The sequence below is a fragment of the Agromyces sp. NPDC127015 genome (assembly GCF_042725165.1).
GTDB lineage: Bacteria > Actinomycetota > Actinomycetes > Actinomycetales > Microbacteriaceae > Agromyces > Agromyces chromiiresistens.
In genome coordinates this window covers 264,347-288,932 of record NZ_JBHXDI010000005.1, presented here as the reverse complement: position 1 = coordinate 288,932, position 24,586 = coordinate 264,347, and the positions used below count along the sequence as shown (strand labels likewise).

General features: G+C 72.0%; 25 protein-coding genes and 1 tRNA gene. 12 read left to right on the top strand and 14 right to left on the bottom strand.

Annotation, left to right across the window (positions count from 1 at the left end):
• Positions 1-14 precede the first annotated feature (14 nt).
• Genes ACFWGP_RS16110 through ACFWGP_RS16100 form a run of 3 tightly spaced genes read left to right on the top strand, consistent with a single transcriptional unit; the run spans position 15 to position 2,793 of the window.
• Complete coding sequence (locus ACFWGP_RS16110; protein WP_231430369.1) at positions 15-935, top strand: ABC transporter ATP-binding protein; 921 nt, start codon at positions 15-17, stop codon at positions 933-935.
• Positions 932-2,011 carry an ABC transporter permease gene (locus ACFWGP_RS16105; RefSeq protein WP_376931354.1) on the top strand — a complete coding sequence of 360 codons (1,080 nt, stop codon included), beginning with the start codon at positions 932-934 and terminating at the stop codon, positions 2,009-2,011. Before ACFWGP_RS16110 ends, ACFWGP_RS16105 begins: the two co-directional genes overlap by 4 nt.
• Positions 2,008-2,793, top strand: coding sequence for an NAD-dependent epimerase/dehydratase family protein (locus ACFWGP_RS16100; protein ID WP_376931353.1), 786 nt, complete (start codon positions 2,008-2,010; stop codon positions 2,791-2,793). The genes ACFWGP_RS16105 and ACFWGP_RS16100 overlap by 4 nt, the downstream gene beginning before the upstream one ends.
• Before the next feature lie 69 nt (positions 2,794-2,862).
• Here the strand turns inward: ACFWGP_RS16100 and ACFWGP_RS16095 are convergent, their stop codons facing one another.
• Together ACFWGP_RS16095 and ACFWGP_RS16090 are read right to left on the bottom strand one after the other, a co-directional pair.
• The gene (locus ACFWGP_RS16095) at positions 2,863-3,579 is read right to left on the bottom strand and encodes a YabN family protein (protein WP_376931352.1); all 717 of its coding nucleotides are present in this window, start codon (positions 3,577-3,579) and stop codon (positions 2,863-2,865) included.
• A gap of 78 nt (positions 3,580-3,657) precedes the next feature.
• On the bottom strand, positions 3,658-4,308 hold the full coding sequence (locus ACFWGP_RS16090) for a LysE family transporter (RefSeq protein ID WP_376931351.1): 651 nt from the start codon (positions 4,306-4,308) through the stop codon (positions 3,658-3,660).
• Between the two features lie 153 nt (positions 4,309-4,461).
• On the opposite strand from ACFWGP_RS16090, the gene ACFWGP_RS16085 reads away from it, so the two are divergent.
• Complete coding sequence (locus ACFWGP_RS16085; protein ID WP_231430363.1) at positions 4,462-5,664, top strand: Na+/H+ antiporter NhaA; 1,203 nt, start codon at positions 4,462-4,464, stop codon at positions 5,662-5,664.
• Positions 5,665-5,694: 30 nt separating this feature from the next.
• On the opposite strand, the gene mfd is transcribed toward ACFWGP_RS16085, so the two are convergent.
• A complete protein-coding gene (gene mfd, locus ACFWGP_RS16080; RefSeq protein WP_275505628.1) occupies positions 5,695-9,330 on the bottom strand; it encodes a transcription-repair coupling factor in 3,636 nt (1,211 codons plus the stop codon).
• 79 nt (positions 9,331-9,409) lie between these two features.
• Here mfd and ACFWGP_RS16075 point away from each other — a divergent pair, with 79 nt between their 5' ends.
• Positions 9,410-10,159, top strand: coding sequence for an RNase H family protein (locus ACFWGP_RS16075; protein WP_275505627.1), 750 nt, complete (start codon positions 9,410-9,412; stop codon positions 10,157-10,159).
• A 27-nt stretch (positions 10,160-10,186) separates the two neighbouring features.
• Here the strand turns inward: ACFWGP_RS16075 and pth are convergent, their stop codons facing one another.
• From pth to ACFWGP_RS16055, 4 genes are all read right to left on the bottom strand, one after another.
• Entirely contained in the window at positions 10,187-10,768 is a 582-nt protein-coding gene (pth, locus tag ACFWGP_RS16070; RefSeq protein WP_231430360.1) for an aminoacyl-tRNA hydrolase, read from the bottom strand.
• Between the two features lie 98 nt (positions 10,769-10,866).
• Positions 10,867-11,631 (bottom strand): hypothetical protein, encoded by a 765-nt coding sequence (locus tag ACFWGP_RS16065; protein WP_376931350.1) that lies wholly within the window; start codon positions 11,629-11,631, stop codon positions 10,867-10,869.
• Positions 11,628-12,200: a DUF6114 domain-containing protein gene (locus tag ACFWGP_RS16060; protein ID WP_376931349.1), complete on the bottom strand. Its 573-nt coding sequence runs from the start codon at positions 12,198-12,200 to the stop codon at positions 11,628-11,630. The genes ACFWGP_RS16065 and ACFWGP_RS16060 overlap by 4 nt, the downstream gene beginning before the upstream one ends.
• A 116-nt stretch (positions 12,201-12,316) precedes the next feature.
• Complete coding sequence (locus tag ACFWGP_RS16055) at positions 12,317-12,910, bottom strand: DUF6230 family protein (RefSeq protein ID WP_231430357.1); 594 nt, start codon at positions 12,908-12,910, stop codon at positions 12,317-12,319.
• 158 nt (positions 12,911-13,068) lie between these two features.
• Between ACFWGP_RS16055 and ACFWGP_RS16050 the strand changes: the two genes are divergently transcribed.
• Complete coding sequence (locus tag ACFWGP_RS16050; protein WP_231430356.1) at positions 13,069-13,707, top strand: TetR/AcrR family transcriptional regulator; 639 nt, start codon at positions 13,069-13,071, stop codon at positions 13,705-13,707.
• Positions 13,708-13,827: 120 nt separating this feature from the next.
• Here the strand turns inward: ACFWGP_RS16050 and ACFWGP_RS16045 are convergent, their stop codons facing one another.
• Positions 13,828-14,451 carry a 50S ribosomal protein L25/general stress protein Ctc gene (locus tag ACFWGP_RS16045; protein WP_231430355.1) on the bottom strand — a complete coding sequence of 208 codons (624 nt, stop codon included), beginning with the start codon at positions 14,449-14,451 and terminating at the stop codon, positions 13,828-13,830.
• Positions 14,452-14,815: 364 nt separating this feature from the next.
• Between ACFWGP_RS16045 and gndA the strand changes: the two genes are divergently transcribed.
• The 4 genes from gndA (at position 14,816) to ACFWGP_RS16025 (ending at position 17,383) form a co-directional block, all read left to right on the top strand.
• Positions 14,816-16,228, top strand: a complete 1,413-nt coding sequence (gene gndA / locus ACFWGP_RS16040; RefSeq protein ID WP_376931463.1) for an NADP-dependent phosphogluconate dehydrogenase — start codon at positions 14,816-14,818, stop codon at positions 16,226-16,228.
• 122 nt (positions 16,229-16,350) lie between these two features.
• The gene (locus ACFWGP_RS16035) at positions 16,351-16,704 is read left to right on the top strand and encodes a YidH family protein (RefSeq protein ID WP_231430354.1); all 354 of its coding nucleotides are present in this window, start codon (positions 16,351-16,353) and stop codon (positions 16,702-16,704) included.
• A complete protein-coding gene (locus tag ACFWGP_RS16030) occupies positions 16,701-17,024 on the top strand; it encodes a DUF202 domain-containing protein (RefSeq protein ID WP_231430353.1) in 324 nt (107 codons plus the stop codon). The genes ACFWGP_RS16035 and ACFWGP_RS16030 overlap by 4 nt, the downstream gene beginning before the upstream one ends.
• A complete protein-coding gene (locus ACFWGP_RS16025; RefSeq protein WP_231430352.1) occupies positions 17,021-17,383 on the top strand; it encodes a hypothetical protein in 363 nt (120 codons plus the stop codon). Before ACFWGP_RS16030 ends, ACFWGP_RS16025 begins: the two co-directional genes overlap by 4 nt.
• Before the next feature lie 16 nt (positions 17,384-17,399).
• On the opposite strand, the gene ACFWGP_RS16020 is transcribed toward ACFWGP_RS16025, so the two are convergent.
• On the bottom strand, positions 17,400-18,497 hold the full coding sequence (locus ACFWGP_RS16020) for a DUF998 domain-containing protein (RefSeq protein ID WP_376931348.1): 1,098 nt from the start codon (positions 18,495-18,497) through the stop codon (positions 17,400-17,402).
• A gap of 199 nt (positions 18,498-18,696) precedes the next feature.
• Here ACFWGP_RS16020 and ACFWGP_RS16015 point away from each other — a divergent pair, with 199 nt between their 5' ends.
• Entirely contained in the window at positions 18,697-19,050 is a 354-nt protein-coding gene (locus tag ACFWGP_RS16015) for a VOC family protein (RefSeq protein ID WP_231430350.1), read from the top strand.
• A 21-nt stretch (positions 19,051-19,071) separates the two neighbouring features.
• On the opposite strand, the gene ACFWGP_RS16010 is transcribed toward ACFWGP_RS16015, so the two are convergent.
• The 5 genes from ACFWGP_RS16010 to ACFWGP_RS15990 all read right to left on the bottom strand — a co-directional run bounded on the left by ACFWGP_RS16010 (position 19,072) and on the right by ACFWGP_RS15990 (position 23,928).
• On the bottom strand, positions 19,072-19,572 hold the full coding sequence (locus ACFWGP_RS16010) for a helix-turn-helix domain-containing protein (RefSeq protein ID WP_231430349.1): 501 nt from the start codon (positions 19,570-19,572) through the stop codon (positions 19,072-19,074).
• A 10-nt stretch (positions 19,573-19,582) separates the two neighbouring features.
• A complete protein-coding gene (locus tag ACFWGP_RS16005; protein ID WP_231430348.1) occupies positions 19,583-21,286 on the bottom strand; it encodes a long-chain-fatty-acid--CoA ligase in 1,704 nt (567 codons plus the stop codon).
• A gap of 2 nt (positions 21,287-21,288) precedes the next feature.
• Entirely contained in the window at positions 21,289-22,323 is a 1,035-nt protein-coding gene (locus ACFWGP_RS16000) for a ribose-phosphate diphosphokinase (protein ID WP_231430347.1), read from the bottom strand.
• Between the two features lie 14 nt (positions 22,324-22,337).
• Positions 22,338-23,777 carry a bifunctional UDP-N-acetylglucosamine diphosphorylase/glucosamine-1-phosphate N-acetyltransferase GlmU gene (gene glmU / locus ACFWGP_RS15995; protein WP_231430346.1) on the bottom strand — a complete coding sequence of 480 codons (1,440 nt, stop codon included), beginning with the start codon at positions 23,775-23,777 and terminating at the stop codon, positions 22,338-22,340.
• A gap of 79 nt (positions 23,778-23,856) precedes the next feature.
• A tRNA-Gln gene (locus ACFWGP_RS15990) sits at positions 23,857-23,928 on the bottom strand.
• A gap of 138 nt (positions 23,929-24,066) precedes the next feature.
• Between ACFWGP_RS15990 and ACFWGP_RS15985 the strand changes: the two genes are divergently transcribed.
• Positions 24,067-24,564 carry a MarR family winged helix-turn-helix transcriptional regulator gene (locus ACFWGP_RS15985; protein WP_376931347.1) on the top strand — a complete coding sequence of 166 codons (498 nt, stop codon included), beginning with the start codon at positions 24,067-24,069 and terminating at the stop codon, positions 24,562-24,564.
• The last annotated feature ends 22 nt before the right edge of the window (positions 24,565-24,586 follow it).

Here is a 24,586-nt window from a genome sequence, read left to right as displayed (position 1 = left end):
GAGGGGGGATCCGCATGTCGGGCATCACGGTCGAGGGCGTCGCCCGGTCGTTCGGCGACGTGCACGCCGTGCGGCACGCGAGCTTCGAGGTCGCGCAGGGCTCGGTCGCCGGGTTGATCGGGCCGAACGGCGCGGGCAAGACGACGCTGCTGCTCATGCTCGCGACCCTGCTGGTCCCCGACTCGGGCAGCATCCGGGTCGCGGGCTACGATCCCGTCACCGAGCCGCACCAGGTGCGACGGCGCATGGGCTGGATGCCCGACGCGCTGGGCTCGTGGCCGTCGCTCGACGTGAGGACCGCACTCACGACGAGCGGCCGGATGTACGGGATGGAGTTCGACGAGGCATCCCGCCGCGCCGACGAGCTCATCGGGCTCGTCGGGCTGACGCCGCTCGCCGACCAGCCGACCCGGGTGCTCTCCCGCGGCCAGAAGCAGCGCTTGAGCCTCGCGCGCGCCCTCGTGCACGACCCCGAGGTGCTGCTGCTCGACGAGCCGGCCTCGGGACTCGACCCCGCCGCCCGCACCGAGCTGCGCGAGCTCGTTCGACGCCTCGCGCACGAGGGGAAGACCGTGATCGTCTCGAGCCACGTGCTCGCCGAGCTCGAGGAGATGGCCGACACGGCGGTCTACCTCGCAGCCGGCGAGACCGCCGCACCCGACGAGGTCGCGCGGGCCGGCCGCACGGCGCGCGACTGGCGCGTCCGCTCGCTCGACCCCGACCGCCTCGCCGCGGTGCTCGGCGCCGCCGGCTACGGCGAGGTCTCCGTGGTCGACCGGTTCGGCGCCGTCGTGCCGTTCGCGAGCGAGGCCGACGCCGCGCAGATGCTGGCCCACCTCGTCGGCTCGGGGGTGCCGATCTCGTCGTTCGCCCCTGCGGTCGGCGACCTCGAACACGTCTTCCACGACCTCAACCGATCGGACGGCGACGCATGAACGGGTTCCTGCGGGGCATGTGGCTGATCGTCACGCTCGACCTGAGGCAGCGTGTGCGCGGCATCGCCTGGTACGTGCTGCTCGGCGTCTTCGTCGTGCTCGTGACGGCCGTCACCGCCCTCGTCGTGATCGCGACGAACGCGTGGGACTCCGGCGGCGGCGGCGTCTTCTCGACGATCGTCTTCTTCGTGCTGCTGCTCGGCACGCTCGTCTCCCCCGCGCTCAGCGGCAACGCGATCAACGGCGAGCGCGAGGCGGGCACGCTCGCGACGACGCAGGTCACGCTCGTCACGACGGCGCAGCTCGTGATCGGCAAGTGGGTGGCGGCCTGGCTGACGGCGCTCGCGTTCCTCGCCGCATCGCTGCCGTTCCTCGCGTTCGGCATCGTGCTCGGCGAGGTCTCGCCGGCCACCGTGATCACCACGGTGCTCGTGCTCGCGGTCGAGCTCGGCATCATCGCCGCGATCGGCGTCGGCCTCTCGGGCCTCGTCACGCGCCCGCTGTTCTCCGTCGTCGTCACCTACCTCGTCGTCGCGGCCCTGTCGGTCGGCACGCTCATCGCGTTCGGCCTCGGCGGGGCGGCGGTGCGGACGACCGTGAAGCAGACGATCATCGGCGTCGACTACCAGCAGCTCGACGAGAACGGGCTCGCCCCCGGCGGCGGGGAGGTGCCCTGCCTGCCGCCGAACACCTGGGAGCAGCAGACCCCCAGGTTCGACCTCGTCTGGGGGTTCCTCGCGGCCAACCCGTACGTCGTCGTCGCCGACGCCGCGCCCGGCTCGTTCGACGAGGACGGCAACCCGACCGACCTGTTCGGCTGGATCGCGGTCGGCGTGCGGCAGGCTCAGCAGGCGCCCGAGACCGAGGTCGTCATCGACGAGTGCAGCGAGTACTCGTCCAAGGGCTACGCGCCCTACGACTCCCCGACCCCTCGGGAGATCTACGACGGCTCGGTGCCCTCGTGGTTCGTCGGGCTCACGATCCACCTGCTGCTCGGCGCGGGCGCCCTCGCCTGGGCGTGGAGGCGCACGGAGGTGCCCGCGAAGCGCCTCGCCGCGGGAAGCCGCATCGCGTGACCCGCGCCGAGCGGGTGCTCGTCGTCGGCGCGACCGGCGTGCTCGGCGCGCCCGCGGTGCGCGCGCTCGTCGCGGAGGGGCGCACGGTGTTCGGCACGAGTCGAAGCCCCGAGCGCCTCCCCGTGATCGAGGCCGCCGGGGCGACGGGGCTCCTGCTGGACGTGCTCGACCGCGAGTCGGTCGACCGTGCCGTCGCTGCGGCCCGCCCGACCGCCATCGTCTTCCTCGCGACCGATCTCGCCGCGCTCGACTACGCGGCCAACGCGCGCCTGCGGGTGGAGGGCGCGCCCGCGCTCGTCGATTCCGCCCGCGCGGCCGGCGTCGGACGGGTGGTCGCCGAGGGCATCTCCTGGGCCCCGGACGACGCGCCCGTCGCAGCACTCGAACGCGCCGTCGCCTCGCATCCGCACGGCATCGTGCTGCGGCTCGGGCTCCTGTACGGGCCGCGGACCTGGTACGCCGCCGACGGCGCCTTCACCGCGAAGGCGGGCGAGGGGCGCGTCGACGCGATCGCCGAGACCACGAACTGGCTCCACGTCGACGACGCGGTGTCGGCGGTCGTCGCGGCGCTCGACTGGCCCGCCGGCATCGTCGACGTGGTCGACGACGAACCCGCGCCGCTCGACGACTGGGCGGGCGTGCTCGCGGCCCGCGCCGGCTTCTCCGGCCGGCCGGCGACGAGCGCGCGCGGGCCCGCGCGGGTGGCGGATGCCTCGACCGCGAAGTCGCTCGGCTGGTGGCCGGCTCGTCCCTCGTGGCGCGACGGGCTCGGCTTCGGCTGATCGTCCGGCCAGGTGCTGCACGGCAGTCGGCGCGATCGACGATCCCGCCCGTGCGATTCGCCGTGCCGCTCAGCCGCCCACGGCGGCGCCTCCCGGCGCCTCCGACCGGTCCTCTGCCGCGTCCGCCCGCTCAGCGCGTCGCACCTCGTCCTCGAACGCGCGCACGGCCCCGCGCAGCGCCCGCTCGGCGTCGAGGCCCTGCGCACGCGCCGACGCGACGAGACCGAAGAGCAGCCGCCCGAGCTCGCGCTCGGTCGCCGGTGCGACGGGCGCCGGGATCGAGGCATCCGCGACCGCCGCGGCGGTGACGCCCGCCTTCTCGGCCTTCCCGAGCATCTTCTGCGCGAGCGCCAGCGCGGGCATGCCGCGCGGCACGCCGTCGAGCACGCTCGTGCGGTGCGGCTTCTCGTCGGCCTTCAGGTCTTCCCAGAACGCGACGACGTCGTCGGCCGTCTCGGCCTCGCGGTCGCCGAACACGTGGGGGTGCCGCGACACCATCTTGGCCGTCATATGGCGTGCGACGTCGTCGATGTCGAACCGCTCGCCGTCGGTGTGCGCTGCGATGTCGGCGTGGAAGAGCACCTGGTAGAGCACGTCGCCGAGCTCCTCGATCATCTCGGCGCGGTCGCCCGCCTCGATGGCGTCGATGAGCTCCCAGCATTCCTCGACGAGGTACTGCACGAGCGACTCATGGGTCTGGTCGGCGTCCCACGGGCAACCGCCCGGGGCGCGCAGCAGCGCGACGGTGGCGATGAGTTCGTCGAGACCGGCGTGGGCTTGGCTCATACCGGCAGCCTATGCCGGGCGGGCCCGGTCGGCCCCGTTCGCGGGCGTGCCCCGCCCGCCCGTGCCCGCCCGCCCGGGTCAGTGCACGAACGCGAGCAGCAGCGCGACCGCGATGAAGAGGCCGCCGAACACGAGGTTGAGCGTGCGCTGGCCGCGCGCGGTGCGGGTGAACCGGCGGAACCCGTGCGCGGCGGCGGCGAAGAACCCCCACATGACGGCGATGTCGACGGTGATCACCGTCACGGTCACGATGAGGTACTGCACCCAGAGCGGCTCCCCCGGGCGGATGAACTGCGGCAGGAACGCCAGGAAGAACACGATGGCCTTCGGGTTCAGGAGGTTCACCCAGAGCCCTCGGCGGAACATCGACCAGCGGCTCTCGGATGTCGCGGCGAGCGCGCGGCCCGAGGCATCCGTCTCGTCGTCGTCATCGCCCGGGAGCGTCGGCTTCGCGAGCATCTGCCGGATGCCGAGGTAGACGAGGTACGCGGCGCCGGCGTACCGGATCACGTTGAACGCGAACTCCGACGAGGCGACGAGCACGCCGACGCCGAGCGCCACGATCGCGATGTGGATGACGAGGGCCGCCTGCTGGCCGAGGATGCCCCAGATCGACCGGCGGAAGCCGTGGTTGAGCGAGTTGCCCATCGTGTTGATGGCGCCCGCGCCGGGGGTGAAGCTGATCACGAGGCACGCGACGAGCAGCGTGATCCAGAGCGAGAAGGGCATCCCGTCAGCCTAGGCGGCGGCCGCCGCGCCCTCGTCGCCGCCGGGCGACCGCGGTGCGGCGCCGCGGTCGCGGGCGGCCCGCCGATAGGATCGACGCGGAGAGCCGGGAAGTCTGGTCGGCAGCACACGTACGTCGTACCCCGAAGGATCCGCATGAACGTCCTCCGCTCCGAACGCTGGGCCGCCGCCCTGCTGCTCATCGCCGCCGCACTCGGCCTCATCATCGCCAACACGCCCGTCGGCCCCTCGCTGATCGAGCTCAAGACCGAGCACCTCGATCTGCCGTGGCTCGGGCTCGACCTGTCGCTCGGGCATTGGATCAGCGACGGGCTGCTCGCGATCTTCTTCTTCATCGTCGCCGTCGAGCTCAAGCGCGAGCTCGTGATCGGCGAGCTGAACTCGCTGTCGAAGGCGCTGCTGCCGGCGATCGCGGCGGTCGGCGGCGTGATCGTTCCGGCGCTCATCTACGTCGGGTTCACGGCCGGCACCGACACGGTCGACGGCTGGCCGATCCCGACGGCGACCGACATCGCCTTCGCGCTCGGCGTGCTCGCGGTGTTCGGCACGTGGATCCCGACGCGCGTGCGCGTGTTCCTGCTCGCCCTCGCGGTGCTCGACGACCTCATCGCGATCCTCATCATCGCGTTCTTCTTCACGAGCGACGCCGACCTCGCGGCGCTCGGCTTCGCGGGCATCGCGATCGCGCTGTTCGGCGCCGTGAGCCGGCTCATGAAGCCGCGCTCGTCGTACATCCTCGCCCGCCGCCCGCAGTGGCCGATCGTGCTGCTGCTCATCGTGCTCGGCGTCGTCGCCTGGTACTTCGTCTACCAGTCGGGCGTGCACGCGACGATCGCGGGCGTCGCGCTCGGCCTCGTGATGAGCCGTCGCCCCGGCGGTCGCGCCGCGCACGCGCTCGAGCCGTGGTCCAACGGCGTGATCCTGCCGCTGTTCGCCCTGTCCGCGGCGATGGTGGCGATCCCGCAGGTGCGGCCGAGCGAGCTGGATCCCGCGTTCTGGGGCATCCTCGTGGCACTGCCCGTCGGCAAGGTCATCGGCATCACGCTGATCGGCGGACTCGGCGGACTCGTCGCGCGACGCCGGCCCGGCGCGACGCCGCTGACCGTCGTCGACCTGCTCGTCGTCGGCGCCCTGGGCGGCGTGGGCTTCACCGTGTCGCTGCTCATGAACGAACTCGCGTTCGCCGGCATGCCCGCGGTCGCCGACGAGGGCACCCTCGCCGTGCTGCTCGGTTCGGGCGTCGCGATCGTCGGCTCGGCGATCGCCGTCTCGCTGCGGTCGGCCTGGTATCGGCGTCACGGCGCGAAGTCGGGAGTCGGAGGGGCGTTCGCGCACTGACCGGGCCGGCCGCCGTGCTGCGCGCAGCGCTCAGGCCGCGACGGGCGCCGGCTCGAAGATGTTCGCGATGAGCCGCGACACCCACTCGATGAGGTCGGCGTCGCCCGGCGGTTCGCCGCCGGGGGTCGGCCACGGCACGAGGATCACGTCGTTCTGCGCGAAGTGCTTCGCCCCCGGGTACATGCGCTCGAGCCGCACCCGACGCGAGTCGGGGATCTGCGCCGGCCCGATGCGCAGCTTCGAGCCCGTCGCGATGACCTCGCCGAGCCCCGCGAGCTGCGCCTGGCGCCGCAGCCGCGAGACGGCGACGAGATGCTCGACCGACTCGGGCGGCGTGCCGTAGCGGTCGACGAGCTCTTCGACCACCTGGTCGATCTGCCCGTCCTTCGAGGCCGGGCCGCTCGCCGCCGACAGCTTCTGGTACGCCTCGAGGCGCAACCGCTCGCTGTCGACGTACTCGTCGGGGATGTGCGCGTCGACCGGCAGCTCGAGCCGGAGCTCGGTCTGGCCCTCGGCCACGTCGCCCCGGAAGGCCGAGACCGCTTCGCCGATCATGCGCAGGTAGAGGTCGAAGCCGACACCCGCGATGTGCCCGGCCTGCTCGGCGCCGAGCAGGTTGCCCGCACCGCGGATCTCGAGGTCTTTCAGGGCGACCTGCATGCCGCTGCCGAGCTCGTTGTTCGCCGCGATCGTCGAGAGCCGGTCGTGCGCGGTCTCGGAGAGGGGCTTGGCCGGGTCGTAGAGGAAGTACGCGTACGCCCGCTCGCGGCCGCGGCCGACGCGACCGCGCAACTGGTGCAGCTGCGAGAGGCCGTACTTGTCGGCCCGGTCGATGATGATCGTGTTCGCGTTCGCGATGTCGAGGCCGGTCTCGATGATCGTCGTCGAGACGAGCACGTCGAACTTGCGCTCCCAGAAGTCGCTCACGATCTGGTCGAGCGAGTGCTCGTTGAGCTGTCCGTGGGCGACCGCGATGCGCGCCTCGGGCACGAGCTCGGCGAGCTGCGCCGCGACCCGGTTGATCGACGAGACCCGGTTGTGCACGAAGAACACCTGGCCCTCGCGCAGCATCTCGCGGCGGATGGCGGCGGCGACCTGCTGCTCGGAGTACGGCCCGACGAACGTGAGGATCGGGTGGCGGTCTTCGGGCGGGGTCGCGAGGGTGGACATCTCGCGGATGCCGGTGACCGCCATCTCGAGCGAGCGCGGGATCGGGGTCGCGCTCATCGCGAGGATGTCGACGTTCGTCTTGAGCTTCTTCAGCGTGTCCTTGTGCTCGACGCCGAACCGCTGCTCCTCGTCGATGATCAGGAGGCCGAGGTCTTTGAAGGACACCTTCTCGGTGAGGATGCGGTGCGTGCCGATCACCAGGTCGACGGTGCCGTCGGCGAGCCCGGCGACCGTCTCGCGCGCCTCCTTGTCGGTCTGGAACCGGCTGAGCGCGCGCACGTGCACGGGGAAGCCCGCGTAGCGTTCGTTGAACGTCTCGAGGTGCTGCTTCACGAGCAGCGTCGTCGGCACGAGCATCGCGACCTGCTTGCCGTCTTGGATGGCCTTGAACGCCGCGCGCACGGCGACCTCGGTCTTGCCGAAGCCGACGTCGCCGGCCAGCAGCCGGTCCATCGGGATCGGCCGCTCCATGTCGGCCTTCACCTCGTCGATCGTCTGCAGCTGGTCGTGCGTCTCGGCGTACGGGAACGCCTCTTCGAGCTCGTGCTGCCACGGGGTGTCGGGCCCGAACGCGTGCCCCTTCGCGGCCATGCGCGCCGAGTACAGCTTCACCAGCTCGACCGCGATGTCGCGCACCGCCTTGCGGGCGCGGCTCTTCGCCTGCGACCAGTCGCTGCCGCCCATCTTCGAGAGCGACGGCGCCTCGCCGCCGACGTAGCGCGACAGCAGGTCGAGCTGGTCCATCGGCACGAACAGCCGGTCGCCCGGCTGCCCGCGCTTCGACGACGCGTACTCGAGCACGAGGTACTCGCGCACGGTCGTCGGCTGCCCGGCGATGCCCGCGGTGCGGCTCGGGCCCTTCGGCCTCGTGCCGGTCGCGACCTCGCGCTGCACGAGCTCGACGAACCTGCCGATGCCGTGCGTCGAGTGCACGACGTAGTCGCCCGGCTTCAGCTGCAACGGGTCGACGACGTTGCGGCGCCTCGTCGCGAGCTTCTTGCCCGCGCGGGCGTCGTACCCGGCGGAGCGACCGTAGAACTCGGCCTCGGCGATGACGCCGAGCTTCGCCTCGGGCACCTCGAATCCGCGCGACGCCTCGGCCTGGACGAGGTACGCGACGCCGGGTTCGAGCTGCTCGGGCACCGACTCGACGATGCGGCCCGCGAGCCCGGCGTCGGCGAGCACGTCGCGGGCGCGCTCGACGAGGCCATGACCGGCCGCGGCGACGACGAGCGACCAGCCGTCGCGCAGGCGTTCGGCGACGTGGTCGACGGCGCCCGAGACGTTGCCCTGGAAGCTCGGCATCGCGTTCGCCGCGATGCGCACGTACGAGGCATCCAGCTCGAGGTCTTCGGATGCCTCGCCCGCGTCGAACGCCGAGAGGGTCCACCAGACTCGGCCCGGGTCGGCCTCGCCCGGGGCGCTGAACAGCGTCGCCTCGCGCAGTCGAGCGACCGTCAGGAAGTCGCCGGCGTCGAGGTCGATCGGCGCACCCGCGCCGACGGTCGCGGCGTTCCATGCTGCGGCGAGGAACTCGCGGTTGGTCTCTGCGAGGCTCGTGGCGCGACCGGTGACGCGCTCGGGCGCGATCACCGCGACCGCCGCCTCACGGGGCAGGTAGTCGACGAGCGGCACGAGCCGCTCGGTCAGGGCGGGCGCCAGCGATTCCATGCCCTCGACCGGGATGCCCTCGGCGATCTTCTCGAGCATGGCCGAGAGGCTCGGGAACTCGTGCACCATCTCGCGGGCCCGCTGCCGAACCGCCGGCGTGAGCAGCAGCTCGCGGCTCGGCGAGAGGCTCACGCGTTCGACCGGGTCGGGCAGCGATCGCTGGTCGGCGACCGAGAACGCCCGGAGCTCTTCGACCTCGTCGCCGAAGAACTCGACGCGCACGGGGTGGTCGGCCGTCGGCGGGAAGACGTCGAGGATGCCGCCGCGCACCGCGAACTCGCCGCGCCGCGACACCATGTCGACACGGGCGTACGCGAGGTCGACGAGCCGCAGCGCGATCTGGGACAGGTCGTGGCCGCGGCCGCCCCGGGTGAGCTCGATCGGCTCGATCGCCGCGAGGTTGTCGGCGAGCGGCTGCAGCGCCGCGCGCACCGATGCGACGACCACGAGCGGATGCCTCGGGCCGGCCTCGCCGGCCCACTCGTGCATGCGGCGGAGGGCGTGCAGGCGCCGGCCGACCGTCTCGGCGCTCGGCGACAGGCGCTCGTGCGGCAGGGTCTCCCACGCGGGGAACTCGAGGAGCTCGGCGTCGGGAAGGTACGGCTCGAGCGACGCCCGCAGGGCCTCGCCCTCGCGGCTCGTGGCCGTGACGACGAGCATCGCCGGGGCGAGCCCGGCGGCGGCGCGGCGCTCGAGGAGCGCGGCGAGCATCGGCGCATCGAGGCCCGACGGCGCCGAGAAGTCGGCGTTGCGCTGAGCCTCGGCCAGGGCGCGATCGATCGTGGAGGCGCGCGAAAGCACCGTGTTCAGACCCTTGAGGCTCACCGGAGAAGTCTATGCCGCGCCCCCGACACCTCGGCCCGGGCCGATACGATTGCCCCGCCCCGACGGAAGGACCCACCGCATGATCATCGCCGCCGCAGACGGATCGGCCCTCGGCAATCCCGGCCCCGCCGGGTGGGCCTGGTACGTCGCCGACGACTGCTGGGCGGCCGGCGGGTGGAAGCACAGCACGAACAACGTCGGCGAGCTCACCGCGGTGCTCGAGCTCTTCCGCGCGACCGCCCACCTCGACGACGAGCTGCTCGTGCAGTGCGACAGCCAGTACGTCATCAACTCGGTGACGAAGTGGATGCCGGGGTGGAAGCGCAAGGGCTGGCGCAAGGCCGACGGCAAGCCGGTCATGAACGTCGAGATCCTGAAGGAGATCGACGCCGCCATCGCCGGGCGCCGCTATCGCTTCGAGTGGGTGAAGGGCCATGTCGGCCATCCGATGAACGAGGCCGCCGACGAGCGGGCCCGCGCCGCCGCCGAGGCCTTCCGCAGCGGCCTCCCGGTGCCCGCAGGACCCGGTTGGTCGGGCGCGTGCGAGAGCGATGCCGCGGTCGCGACCGCCGTGGTCGAGGGGCTGCCGGCGGCCGGGGCCGACGACGGATCGGTGGTTCCGGCCCGGGCCGATGCGTCCGCCGCCGTCGAGACCGCGCCGCACGACGACCGGTCGCCGGCCGACGCGACGCTCTTCGACTTCGACGACCCGACCGCCGACTGGCTCACGATGACGCTCGACCTCACGGTCGACGAGCACTCGCGACTCGTCGAGCGCGCCCGAGCCGCGGGCACGAGCCCCGAGGAGTTCCTCCGCGGGCTGATCTGAGCGAACCGGCGCCCGCGCCCGTCGCCCTCAGCTCGGCGAGTGGAACCGCTGCTGCGCGGCGAGCAGCCCGTCGCTCGCGACCGCCTCGACGGCGTCCGCGGCGTCCGAGATCAGGTTCGGCAGCGCCTGCCGCTCGGTGCCGGAGAAGTCCTTGAGCACGAAGTCCGCCGGGTCCTGCCGGCCGGGCGGGCGGCCGATCCCGACCCGCACCCTGACGAACTCGGGCCCCTGCGACTTCGCGATGTCGCGCAGTCCGTTGTGGCCGCCGTGCCCGCCGCCCTGCTTGAGCTTCACCGTGTCGAACGGCAGGTCGAGCTCGTCGTGCACGACGATGATGCGCTCGGGCGGCACCCCGTAGAACTTCACGAGCGCCGACACCGGCCCGCCAGAGGTGTTCATGTACGAGTTGGGCTTGGCCACGACGAGCTTCGGGCCTCCGGGGCGCACGAATCCCTCGGCGACGCGCGAGGGGGTCTTGTGGCTCTTGAACGCCGCGCCGAGGCGCGTCGCGAGCTCGTCGGCGACCATCTGGCCGACGTTGTGGCGGTTGCCGGCGTACTGCGCGCCGGGGTTGCCGAGTCCGACGACGAGCCAGGTGTTCTCGGCCATGCCGTCGTCCTCTCGTGCGCGCGCCCGCCTGAACCACGCCATCCGTGCTCCGCCCGGGTCGAATCAGGGCCGCTCCGGCCCGCAACGAGCGTACCCGCTCAGAACGTCGCCTGATGCGAGTCGTCGTACGTGATGCGGTCGGCGAGCATGCCGCGCAGCGGCAGCCTCAGGCGGGTGAGGCCGGCGAGCCGCTCGGGCGTCGGCGCGGTGAGCGTGTCGATGAGCCGCTCGGTTCCGTCGGCGAGGATGCCGCGGATCGACGGGGTGTAGACGACGACGTTCCCCTCGATCGTGAGGGTCGTCGCGGTGTTGCGGAGGCCGCCGTCGCCGGCCGGCACGTCGAGCTGGAACCCGTCGATCACGATGCGGTCGGCGCTGATCCGGATCGCCCGCTCGGTCGACCCGTCGGCGAGCTTCACCGAGACGATCGCGAGCCCCGAGAGCCCCTCGATCGCGAGGCCGTCGGCCGAGAGGGTCGCCGGGTCGCCGGTGAACACGGGCGCATCCTCGTCGAGGGGTGCGAGCACCGGGGTCTTCGGAGTCGGGGATGCCCCGGGCTCGCCGCCGGGCACGACCGGGCCGGGCGTTGCCGGCGGATCGGTGGGCACGGGCGTGGGCGTCGGTTCGGGAGCCGGGGTCGGCTCGGGGGTGGGCGTCGGCTCGGGGGTGGGCGTCGGCTCGGGCGTCGGGTCGCCGCACTCGCCGAGTCCGAAGAACTGCTCGAGCGGCGTCGGCTCCGGGCAGCCGTCGGTCGCCGAGGCACGCAGGCCGGGCGTCGCCGAGGCGCCCTGCGCGGTACCCGTGACGAGCAGCAGCGCGAGCGCGGCGATCGCGCCCGCGCGCAGGCGGCGCGCGCGGCTCATTCGGCGTCCTCCGAGGCGTCGGCGGGCGAATCGGCGGAGCCGCCGGCGTCCGCGTCGGGGGCCGCGTCCGTCGCTGCCGGGTCGTCCACGCCGTCGACGCGTTCACGCCGCGGCGCCCATGAGACGACCATGATGCCGCCGACGCAGCCGAGGAGGAACCCCACGAAGAAGCCGCCGAGGTTCACCGCGACGAGCGAGTACACCGAGGCGGCGAGCACGATCACGCCGTAGAAGATGCGGTGGGCGGGCATCGCGACGGCGAGCACGCCGGCGAGGGCGACGACGATCGGCAGGATCGTCGCCTGCATGCCCTCGATGCCGACGTGGATCGTGAGGTTGCCGAGGTCGAGCTGGCTCGACAGGAACAGCGCGGCTCCCGCGAGCACCGTGATGATGCCGCCGATGAGCGGGCGGGATCGGTACCACGCGCCGAATCCGCCCGGGCGGGCTGCATCGTCGCGGTCCGATCGGTCGTCGTCGTCGTCGCGCGTCGTCGCTCCGAGGGCGGCGAGCACGTCGGTGCCGGCGGTCTCCTCGAGGTCGGTCTGCTGGTCGTGGGTCGCGGGCATCGGTGACTCCTTCGTCGTGTGCTGGCGCGTCGTGGTGCTGGCTGTGAGGGTCGCGGGGCGGGTGTCGTCGGGTCGCACCCGCCCCGCGGGTCATCCGGCGTCGCGGCCGGCGCGGCTCAGAAGCATTCCTTGCCGTTGGTCAGCTGCAGGTGCAGCCCGTTGAGCGTGAACACCCCCGCCTGCGTGCTCCAGGCGGTCTGCTTGAGCCCGGCGATCTTGATCGTGTCGGCGTCCTGGGCGAAGCCGCCGGCCTCGCCCTTCGCCGGGGTCTTGACCGTCGAGGCATCCACGCCGATGCGGATGTTGCCGAACGTGGCGTCTCCCTGCAGGTCGGTGAGCCCGATCTGCAGGTCGCTCGCGGTGGCGGGCTTGCCGCCGCCGCCCGCCGAGATCAGCATGCCGAGCTTGCCGAGCGGCGTGTCGGTGACGACCGACTGGCAGAGGTCGGAGAGCGAGGCCTCGCCGATGTTCGAGATCGCGACGGGGTGCGGCGTGCCGTTCTTCTCGGCGGCCACACCGGCGTACTGCGAGAACGCGCTGCCGTCGAGCGAGGACGCCGCGATCTTGAACTGGCTGCCCGAGACGGCGAACGAGACCGGCACGGCGCCGTTCGCGACACCGGCCATGACGAGACTGGCTGCGACGCCGACCGGCACCGCGGCGATCGCGACCCGGCCGAGGCGCGAGCCAGTGAGTGAGCGGAACTTCATGGATCCTCCTTGATGCACTGAAGCGGGCGGCGGTTTCGCCGCCACGCCGACTGTACGGAGGCTATTGACTTGTCGTCAACAGTTGTTCACTCGAAGTCAATAACGATCGGGTCACCGACGTCCCGCCCGGTGCGCACCGGCGCCGTTAGGCTCGGAGCATGGCCGCCCGAGTCGACGAGATCCCCGCATCGCGGCGGGCACGGCTCTCGCCCGACGAACGTCGCGCCCAACTCATCGCACTCGGCGTCGCCGCCCTCGCCGAGCACCCGCTCGGCGAGCTCAACATCGAGCGCCTCGCCGCCGATGCGGGCGTCTCGCGGGCGCTCCTGTTCCACTACTTCGGCTCCCGCCACGGCTTCCAGCGCGAGCTCGTGAAGACGGCGCGCGACAGCATGCTGCTCGCCACCGAACCCGACCAGTCGCTCGCCCCCCTCCCCCGGCTCACCGACACCCTGCGCCGCACCGTCGGGTTCGTGCGCGCGCACGGCGGCACGTTCTTCTCGCTCGTGCGCGGCCCCGCGAGCGGCGACCCGCAGATCCGCGAGGTCGTCGAGCAGGCGCGCGTGCTGCAGACCGAGCGCGTCGTCGTGCTATTCCGCGAGCTCGGCGTCGAGCCGTCGTCGAAGCTCCGCATCGGACTGCGCGGCTGGCTCGCGTTCACCGAACAGGCGCTCGTCGACGCGGCGCTCGCCGACGAGCTCGGCGACGACGAGATCGTCGAGCTGCTCGAGCATGCGCTGCGCGGCATCGCCTCGGAGATCGCGCCCGAGGCGTCGCGCGTGCTGTTCGAAGCCTGACCGCGCACCACCCGCCCTTCTCGTCTTCCCGGAGGCGGAGGGCGCCGGGACGACGAAGGCCCGCCGGCGACCTTCCGGTCGCGGGCGGGCCCTCGTGAGCGCGGCGTACGCGCGGCGCGATTACTCGGCGGCAGCCTCTTCGGCGGGCGCCTCGGCCTCGGCCTCCGCCTCGGCGGCGGGAGCGGCCTCTTCACCGAGGTCGACCTTCTGCGGCGTGTGCACGTTGACGACGAGCGCCTCGGCGTCGGTCAGGAGCGTCGCGCCCTTGGGCAGCTCGACGTCCTTCGCGTGGATCTGCGTGCCCTCCTCGAGGCCCTCGACCGAGACGACGACGTTCTCGGGGATGTGGGTCGCCTCGACCTCGAGCGAGAGGGTGTGGTGGTCGAGGTCCGCGACGGTGCCCGCGGCCGACTCGCCCTCGAGGTGCACGGGCACCTCGACCTGGACCTTCTCACCCTTCTTCACGACGATGAGGTCGAGGTGCTCGATGATCTGGTGCACCGGGTCCTTCTGCACGTCCTTGACGAGCACGAGCTGGCTCTTGCCGCCGACCTGCAGGTCGAGCACGGCGTTCGCCTTGCGGATGAGCAGGCCCACCTGGTGCGCGGGCACGGTGACGTGCTGCGGGTCGGTGCCGTGGCCGTAGATGACCGCGGGGATCTTGCCGGCGGCACGGATCTTGCGGGCCGCACCCTTGCCGAAGCTCTCGCGAGCCTCGGCGATGACCTTGTTGTCGTCGTCCATGATGTTCTCCTTGCGGGGCCGGGCGCTTCGCCCTGACGGCCCAGATCGTGTGTCTGTTGTTTTCGACTCGAACGCGCGCAGCGTGCTGCGCAGAGCGTGAGGAAAAGCCGTGGAGCCTGCCCCTACCGCGTCGATCACGGATGCCTCGCCCGCCGTTCGCACGGCGACGCGGCGTCCCTCGCCGAAGTCCAATCGGCAAGTCTACCAGCCCGGACGACGGCCACGAGGCATCCACCTCACCGCAACACCGTGCAACCGTGAGGCCGGCTCACAGTACGCTGGAAGCCGACCCCACACCTTCTCGAGGAGAAACTCCGTGCCTGTCACCCCTTCAGCAAACATCGGCGTCGTCGGACTCGCGGTCATGGGGTCGAACCTCGCCCGCAACCTCGCGAGCCGCGAGGGCAACACGGTCGCCGTGTTCAACCGCTCGCCCGAGCGCACCCGCACGCTCGTCGCCGAGCACCCCGAGGCCGAGTTCGTCGCGAGCGAGTCGTACGACGACTTCGTCGCGTCGCTCGTCAAGCCGCGCACCGCGATCATCATGGTCCAGGCGGGCAAGGGCACCGACGCGGTCATCTCCGAGCTGGCCGCGCGCTTCGAGCCGGGCGACATCATCGTCGACGGCGGCAACGCGAACTTCCACGACACGATCCGCCGCGAGGCGGAGATCTCCCCCACCGGGATCCACTTCGTCGGCACCGGCATCTCGGGCGGCGAGGAGGGCGCGCTCAACGGACCCTCGATCATGCCCGGCGGCACGGCCCAGTCGTACGAGACGCTCGGACCGATCCTCGCGTCGATCGCCGCCCGCGCCCCTGAAGACGGCGCACCCTGCGTCACGCACGTCGGCACCGACGGGGCCGGCCACTTCGTGAAGATGGTGCACAACGGCATCGAGTACGCCGACATGCAGCTCATCGCCGAGGCCTACGACCTCATCCGCCAGGCCACCGGCAAGACGCCCGCGGAGATCGCCGACATCTTCGCCGAGTGGAACGCCGGCGAGCTCGAGAGCTACCTCATCGAGATCACGGCCGAGGTGCTGCGTCAGGTCGACGCCGAGACGGGCGAGCCGCTCGTCGACGTCATCCTCGACTCGGCCGGCGCGAAGGGCACCGGCGCATGGACGGTGCAGAACGCGCTCGACCTCGGCGTGCCCGTCTCCGGCATCGCCGAAGCCGTGTTCGCGCGCAGTCTCTCGTCGCAGCGCGGCCAGCGCGCGGCGGCGACCGACCTGCCCGGCCCGTCGGGCGCGTTCACGGTCGCCGACCCCGACGCGTTCATCGAGGACGTGCGCCAGGCGCTCTACGCCTCGAAGATCATCGCCTACTCGCAGGGCTTCGACGAGATCATCGCCGGTGCCGCGCAGTTCGGCTGGGACGTCAAGAAGGGCGACATCGCCCGCATCTGGCGCGCCGGCTGCATCATCCGCGCCCGCTTCCTCAACCGCATCGCCGACGCCTACGCCGAGAACCCCGAGCTCGTCGCGCTCGTCGTCGCCCCGTACTTCCGCGACGCCGTCACGGGCGCGCAGGAGGCCTGGCGGCGCGTCGTCGTCGCGGCCGCCCAGTCGGGCATCCCGGCGCCCGCGTTCAGCTCGTCGCTCGCGTACTACGACGGCCTGCGCGCCGAGCGCCTGCCCGCCGCGCTCGTGCAGGGCCAGCGCGACTTCTTCGGCGCGCACACCTACCAGCGCGTCGACAAGCCCGGCGTCTTCCACACGCTGTGGTCGGGCGATCGCACCGAGATCGAGACCACGCCCTCGTCGCACTGACGACACGAGGCATCCACGGATGCCTCGGACCCGAGATGCCCGCTCCCGCACGGAAGCGGGCATCTCGCGTCTCATGCGTCCGCCGCTCCTCGGCCCGGCGCAGTCGCGGTTAGGCTCGACGCATGGCCGAACCGAAGTGGCGCAGCGAGGGCCACGACCCCGACTACCGCTTCACGCTCGCGAACGAGCGCACGTTCCTCGCCTGGATCCGCACCGCGCTCGCCCTCATCGCCGGCGGCGTGCTGCTGCACGAGTTCGCGGCGAACGTCGGCCCCGGCCCCGTCATCACGCTGCTCGCCGTCCTGCTCGGCCTCGCGGCGGCGGCCCTCGCACTGCTCTCGTACTTCCGGTGGCGCAGCAACGAGATCGCGATGCGCCACGGCGGCCGCCTCGGCTACAGCTGGGCGCTTCCCGTGCTTGCGGGCGTCTGCCTCATCGCGGCGGTCGTCCTCACCGTCTTCCTGGCCCTGCCATGAGCGACCAGGCCGCCCGCGATCCCGGGCTGCAACCGGAGCGGACCTCGCTGTCGTGGAGCCGCACGGCGCTCATCGTCGCCGTGAACGCCCTGCTCGCCCTCCGAACCGGCTTCGTCGAAGGCGAGGACTGGCTCGTGGTCGCGGGTGTCGTGCTCGTCGGCGCAGCGGCCGCCGTCGCCGCGGTCGGCACGGTCCGGCGGCGGCAGCTCGATGCCGGGCGGTTCGCGCCGCCCGCGTCGCTCATCGTCGCGATCGCGGCCGTGACGGTCGTGGCCGCAGCCGCCGGCATCGGTTCGATCCTCGGCAGGAGCCTGCCATGACCGACGACCACCCCGAGCTCGACGACCGGCCGCACGACGACGGGCCGGTCTACGGCGGGCGCCGGCGCCGGGCGCTGCGCATCACCGTGCTCATCGCGCTCGGCGCCCTCGTGCTGCCCCTCGTGCTCTCGCTCGTCGGCCAGGCGCAGTCGGCCGCGGCCCGCGCCTGCGCCGTCTACGTCGAGCGGTTCGACATCGAGGCCGAGGGCTCGCAGGTGTCGTTCGAGCTGTTCGGCGCGGGCGGGCCCGGTTGGCAGTGCTCCGCCATCGCGCCCGGCGGCGTCGCGACGCCGCTCGCGAATCTCGGGCTGCTGCCGTCGGCACCGACGCCGGTGCAGCCCGACGAGCGCGGGACGTGATCGGGCGCCCCGGTCGTCAGAGCGCGTTCGTCGCGGGATCGGGATCCGGCGAGGGATCGCCCGGGTTGCGGAGGAACACGATCACCCAGCTGAACACGAGCACCGCGACCACGAGCTCGACGGCGGTGAGGTTGTAGTAGCCGTTGATGAAGAACACCGCCATGACCACGATCACGGCGACGTCCACGTAGCCGAGGATCACGAACGGGCGAGGCGCCGACGGCAGCCACCGATGCAGCGCGAGCACGAGCACGGTGAACACGATCGCCATGCCGGTCGCGGCGAGATTGTGCGCATGGAGGTACTCGTCGACCGGGAAGACGCCGACGCACGCGAGCAGGATGCCGAGCAGGGCGAGCAGTGCGGTGACCTTGCGACGCCCCTTCACCTCCTTCGGCGTCACGGCCGTGATCGACGCGACGGCGTAGTGCGCGATCGTGGTGACGAGCACGCCCGCGATGATGAGCGTCAGGTTGAACGCGAGCGCCGAGATGTCGTCGGTCATGCCGAGCGAGCTCAGGTTCATCTTCCACCAGTACGGGTCTGAGGCGCTCAGCATGCTCGCGAGCGCCCCGAGCACGAGGAAGACGGCGAGCACGAGCGACAGCAGCAACGGGTTCATGTGCACCGACGAGAGGAATACCGCATAGGCGGTGAGCGCGACGGCGACGCCAGTGAGCGCCGCAGCCGGCACTGCGAACACGACGGCGTCGACGAAGCTCAGGCTGAGCACGGAGGCCAGGCCGGTCCAGCCGAGCAGCACGACGACGGCGTGCGCGATGGCCAGGGCCGCGACGTCGAACCAGCGCAGGCGCCCGCGCAGCTCGGTCGGGTCGTCGCCGCTCGTCGCTGAGCCCGTCGAGCGGGAGGCGCGGGTCGCGACGACGGCTCGCCCGAAGACGAAGACGGCCGCCGCCACGACGGCCGCGGTGATCGCGATCGCCTGACCGAGCGACCCCGGCCCGGAGATCGGCAGCTCACTGTCGCGGTAGAGCAGCCACGAGACGGGTGCGACGACGACGAACACCGCGCCGGCGATCAGGAGTGCCACGGATTCGAGCGACTGGGTGTTCGCGGCCGGGTGGCGCAGCAACCTGGTGATCGACGTGGACATCGCACTCCCTCACCTCGGCGCCCGGGAGCTCGATCGAGCGATCCGTCCCGGTCGTTCGCGGCGGCCCGCCGTGGGCCTCAGCCGCAACCTAGCACCCCCGCGAACACGTGCCCGAGAGCCCCGATCGAGCGTCGCGAAACGGGCTGGCGTGCGGAGCGTCGTCGAAGTATCTTGATATCAAGATACTTCGGAGGTCGGCATGCTGCATCACGTCCAACTCGCCTGTCCGCCCGACAGCGAGAGGGCGCTCCGCGACTTCTACACCGGCGTGCTCGGCTTCGCCGAGCTCGAGAAACCGGCCGCCCTCGCCGCGCGCGGCGGGTGCTGGTTCCGAGGGCACGGCATCGAGCTGCACCTCGGCGTCGAACCCGAATTCAGGCCCGCGACCAAGGCGCACCCGGGCCTGCTCGTGACCCGCCTCGACGAGTGGGCGGTCCGACTGCAGGGCGCCGGCTGCCCCGTGCGGTTCGACGACGACTTCCCGGGGATGCGCCGCTTCTACAGCGAGGACTGCCACGGCAACCGACTCGAGTTCCTCGAGCCGGTCGGCTGAGCGCCGTCGTCGCCCTCCGCCTCACTCCGCGAGGTCGTCGGGGAAGACCCGCTTGTACTTGCGGCCGTCGGACAGCTCGACGGTGCGCGCCTCGAGCTGTCCGCGGTTCACCCGCTGGTAGATCGCCTGTGCCGTGACCCCGAGCTTCGCCGCCGCCTCGGCGACCGAGAGCCCCGGCAGGTCGGTCGGCACGCTCGACGGTCGCTCGCGCTTACGGCGCCGGCTCGCCTCCTGGCGTTCGGCGATCGCAGCGTCGTCGCCGGCCCAGCGGTACTTGGCGGCCGAGGGACTCAGCCCCGCGGCGTCGGCGATCTCCTCCCACCCGGTGCCGGCGGCGACGGCCTCACGCACGGCAGCCAGCACGGCCGGCTCGGCTTCGAGGGCGGACACGAGCGTGCGGATGCCTCGGAGCCGCTCGAGCGGCGAGGCATCCCCCTCGTCGTCGCCGTCGCCCGTGGTGAGCGCATCGAGGGTCGCGAGCTCGGCGAGCGCCCTCGCGGTCTCGGCGGAGAGGAACGACACGGCGCCCTGCTCAGCCGTTGATGAGGCCGTTGCGCACCTCGCGGCGCAGCACCTTGCCGATGAGCGAGCGCGGCAGGTCGTCGGCCTGCACGATGCGCTTGGGCACCTTGTAGGGCGTCAGCCCGTCGCGCGCGAAGTCGCGGAGCGCGCGCTCGTCGAACACGGCGCCGTCGCGCAGGACGACGACCGCGACGACCTGCTCGCCCGAATGCTCGTCGGGCAGGCCGACGACGGCGGCGTCCTCGACGTCGTCGTGCGCGCGCAGGGCCTCCTCGACCTCGCTCGGCGACACGTTGAAGCCGCCAGTGATGATCAGCTCCTTGATGCGGTCGACGATGCGCACGAAGCCCTCGTCGTCGATCGCGACGATGTCGCCCGTGCGGAACCAGGGCGCACCGCCGGCGGGGTCGTCGACGAACACGGCCTCGGTCTCGTCGGGCTTCAGCCAGTAGCCCGAGAACACCTGCGGGCCGCGCACGACGAGCTCGCCCTCCGCGCCGGGCGCGACGTCGGTCATGGGGTCGTCGGGGTCGACGACGCGGCACTCGGTCGACGGCAGCGGCAGGCCGACCGTTCCGGCCCTGCGGTTCTGCGCGACCGGGTTCGCCATGAGCACCGGCGAGCACTCGGAGAGTCCGTAGCCCTCCACCAGGAAGCCGCCGGTCGCCGCCTCCCAGGGCTCGACGACCTCGGCCGAGAGCGGCATGGCGCCGGAGATCGCGATCTGGATGCCGTCGAGCGACACCCCGGCGGCCGCGGCCGCCTTGGTGAGCCGGTCGTAGATGGGCGGCACCGCGGGCAGGAACGTGGCGGGCCGCTTCTTGACGACCTTGAGCACGAGCTCGGGGTCGAACTTGGGGAACAGCACGAGGCGCGCGCCCATGCTCATCGCGAACGTGAGGCACAGCGTCAGTCCGTAGGCGTGGAACATCGGCAGCACCGCGTAGACGACCGCACTGCCGCGCGGCACGTCGGGCACCCAGGCGCGCGCCTGCGCCGCATTGACCTCGAGGTTGGCGTGCGTGAGGGTCGCGCCCTTCGGGCTGCCGGTCGTGCCGCTCGTGTACTGGATGAGGGCGACGTCGTCGACGCCCGGCGCGATGATGTGCGGGTCGATCGGCGCCGAGGAGGCGAGGTCCTCCCAGCGGATCGCGCCGCGCACCTTCGTCGTGAGCGCCGCACGAGACTCGCGGGCCTTCGCGATCGGCAGGCGCAGCATCGCCCGCATCGCGAACGGCATCGCCCGGGTCACGTCGACCGAGATCAGGTGCGGCACCGCGACGTCGTCGGGGAAGGCCTGGATCGTCTCGACGACGTTGCTCCAGGCGATCGCGACGCGGGCGCCGTGGTCCTCGAACTGATGGCGCAGCTCGCGCGGCGTGTAGAGCGGGTTGTGCTCGACGACGATCGCGCCGAGCCGCAGTACCGCGTAGAACGCGACGATGTGCTGCGGGCAGTTCGGCAACACGATGGCGACCGGGTCGCCCTTCTGCACGCCGAGCAGGCGGAGCCCTTCGGCGACGCGCTCGATCTCATCGCCGAGTTCGCGGTACGTCATCGTGCGCTCGAAGAACTCGAGCGCGACGTGGTCGGGGTACTGCTCGACCGACGCGCGGATCAGGTCGTAGAGCGAGCCCTCGGGCGTCTCGACCTCATCGGGCACGCCGTCGGCATAGCTCGCGACCCACGGCCGGCCGGGAAGGGCCGAGCGCACGATCAGGCCTCGCCGTTGAACATGCTCGTGACCGAGCCGTCTTCGAACACCTCGCGGATCGCGCGGCCGAGCAGCGGTGCGATCGGCAGGATCGTGAGGCCGGCCCAGCGTCGCTCGGGCGGGAGCGGAATCGTGTCGGTCACGACGACCTGGTCGATCGCCGGGTCCTGCAGGCGCTCGGTCGCGGGGTCGCTGAAGATCGGGTGCGTCGCCGCGACGATGACCTTCTCGGCGCCGTTCTCCTTCAGGGCCTGCGCGGCCTTCACGATCGTGCCGCCGGTGTCGATCATGTCGTCGACGAGCAGGCACACGCGGCCCTCGACGTTGCCGACGATCTCGTGGACGGTGACCTGGTTGGCGACCTTCGGGTCGCGGCGCTTGTGGATGATCGCGAGCGGAGCGCCGAGCTCGTCGGCCCACGTGTCGGCGACGCGGACGCGACCCATGTCGGGCGAGACCACCGTGAGCTTGGTGCGGTCGTCGGCCGACAGGCTCTCTTGGAAGTGGCGCAGCAGCACCGGCTTCGCGAAGAGGTGGTCGACGGGGCCGTCGAAGAAGCCCTGGATCTGCGCGGCGTGCAGGTCGACGCTCATGATGCGGTCGGCCCCCGCCGTCTTCAGCAGGTCGGCGACGAGGCGCGCCGAGATCGGCTCGCGGCCGCGACCCTTCTTGTCCTGCCGGGAGTACGGGAAGTACGGGGCGACGACGGTGATGCGCTTCGCCGAGGCGCGCTTCAGCGCGTCGAGCATGATGAGCAGCTCCATGAGCCACTCGTTGACGGGCGGGCCGAACGACTGCACCACGAAGACGTCGCACCCGCGGACCGACACCTCGAAGCGGGTGTAGATCTCACCGCTCGCGAACGTGCGGTGCTCGGTCGGGGCGAGTTCGGTGCCGAGCGTCGCGGCGACCTGTGCGGCGAGCGCGGGATCGCTGCGACCCGACACGACGACGAGACGCTTCTTGGTCTTCGCCTGCAGCCCCGGTGCGATGTTGTTCTCTCGGTCGAGGTCAACGACCTTCTTCTTGCGCCCCATGGTTCGCCTTCTGCTCACTCGCCTCGTTCGACGGACCGCGCCTCGGCGGCGACACGAGCCGCCTCCGTACCGGGCCGATGTTCTTCGACCCACCCCTCGATGTTGCGCTGAGGGGCGACGCTGAGGGCCAGTGCCCCCGCGGGAACGTCCTTCCGGACGATCGCGCCTGCGCCGGTCTTCGCTCCGGGACCAAGCCTAACGGGCGCGACGAGCACGGTGTGCGAACTCGTGTGCACCTCGTCGGCGATCTCGGTGCGGTGCTTGTTGACGTCGTCGTAGTTCGCGGTGATCGTGCCGGCGCCGAGGTTCACGCCGCGGCCGATGGTCGCGTCGCCGACGTACGAGAGGTGCGGCACCTTGCTGCCCTCGCCGATCGTCGTGTTCTTCGACTCGACGAACGCCCCGATCTTGCCGTCGGCGCCGAGCACCGTGCCGGGGCGCAGGTACGACCACGGGCCGACGGTCGCGCCGGCGCCGATCACGGCGAGCGTGGCGTCGGTGCGCTTCACGTGGGCGCCGGCACCGACCTCGCAGTCGACGAGGGTCGAGTCGGGACCCACGATCGCGCCGGTCTCGATGAGGGTCGCCCCCTTGAGCTGGGTGCCGGGGCGGATCGTCACGTCGGGTTCGATCTTCACGGCCAGGTCGATCCACGTCGTCGCGGGGTCGTCGATCGTGACGCCGGCGAGCTGCCAGCCGCGAACGATGAGCGCGTTGAGCCGTGCCGCGGTCTCCGACAGCTGTGCGCGGTCGTTGACGCCCGCGACGAGCCACGGCTCGGACACGGGCACTGCCTCGACTTCCGAGCCCGCCGCGCGGAGCAGCCCGATGACGTCGGTCAGGTACTTCTCGCCCTGCGCGTTGTCGGTCGTGAGGTTCGCGAGCTGGTCGCGCAGCGCCGAGGCGCCGAAGGCGTAGATGCCGGCGTTGATCTCGGCGATCGCCCGCTCGGCCTCGCTGGCGTCCTTCTGCTCCACGATGCGGTCGAAGGCACCCGAGTCGCCGCGCACGATGCGACCGTAGCCCGTGGGGTCGTCGTAGACGGCCGAGAGCACGGACGCGGCGGAGGCCGTGCCGCGGTGCTGCTCGAGGAACCCGGCGAGGGTGTCGGCGTCGAGCAGCGGCACGTCGCCGTTCAGGACGAGCACGTCGCCGTCGAAGTCGTCGGGCAGGGCGGCGACGGCGAGCTCCACGGCGCGGCCGGTACCGTCGACCTCGTCCTGGTCGACGATGACGATGCCCGGGAACTCGGCCTCGACGGCGGCGGCGACGCGGTCGCGCTCGTGCCGCACGACGGCGAGCACGTGCGCCGCGTCGAGCGCCTTCGCCGTGGCGAGCACGTGGCCGACGAGCGGCGTGCCCGCGATCGGGTGCAGCATCTTCGGCAGGGACGACTTCATGCGGGTGCCCTGGCCGGCGGCGAGGACGATGATCGCGAGGTTCTGGTCGGTCATTCGGGCTTCCTGTCGGTTGCTGGCGGATGTCTCGGCGTCGGCCGCGGTGTCACGGGTAACCCGATCGCGGCCGGGCGGGCTCCGCCACCAGGATTCGAACCTGGTCCTCACAGCTCCAAAGGCTGTCGTGCTGCCGTTACACCATGGCGGAACGCGCGGGCGGCTCGGCTCGCGCGACATCAAGTCTGCCATGGCGGCCGGGGCCCGAGCGGCGCCGGCCGCGGCCGTCAGAACGCCCGCCCGAGGCATCCGCACCGGCTGACGCCCCGACCGGCGGGATAATGGCGGGGTGAGAGATGCTGACGAGGTCGACCGGATCGTCGACGACTGGGAGCGGGAGCGCCCCGATCTCAACTTCGCCCCGCTGCAGGTGCTCTCCCGGGTCGCGCGGCTCTCGAAGCACCTCGATCGCGCCCGCCGCCAGGCGTTCGCCCGGTCCGAGCTCGAGGCCAGCGAATTCGACGTGCTCTCGGCGCTGCGCCGTGCCGGGGCGCCGTACCGGCTCTCCCCCAAGCAACTGCTGCAGCAGACGCTCGTGTCGAGCGGCACGATGACGAACCGCATCGACCGGCTCGTCGAGCGCGGGCTGGTCACCCGCCAGACCGACCCCAACGACGGCCGCGGCATCCTCGTCGAGATGAGCCCCGCGGGGCTCACCCGTGTCGACGCCGCGATCACCCGGCTCGTCGACGCCGAGGCCGAGCTGCTGGCGCGACTGCCCGCGGCCGAGCAGAAGCGGCTCGCAGGCCTCCTGCGCAAGCTCAGCCTCGGGTTCGACGCGGGCTGAGCGCAGTCCGCCGGCGCCCTCG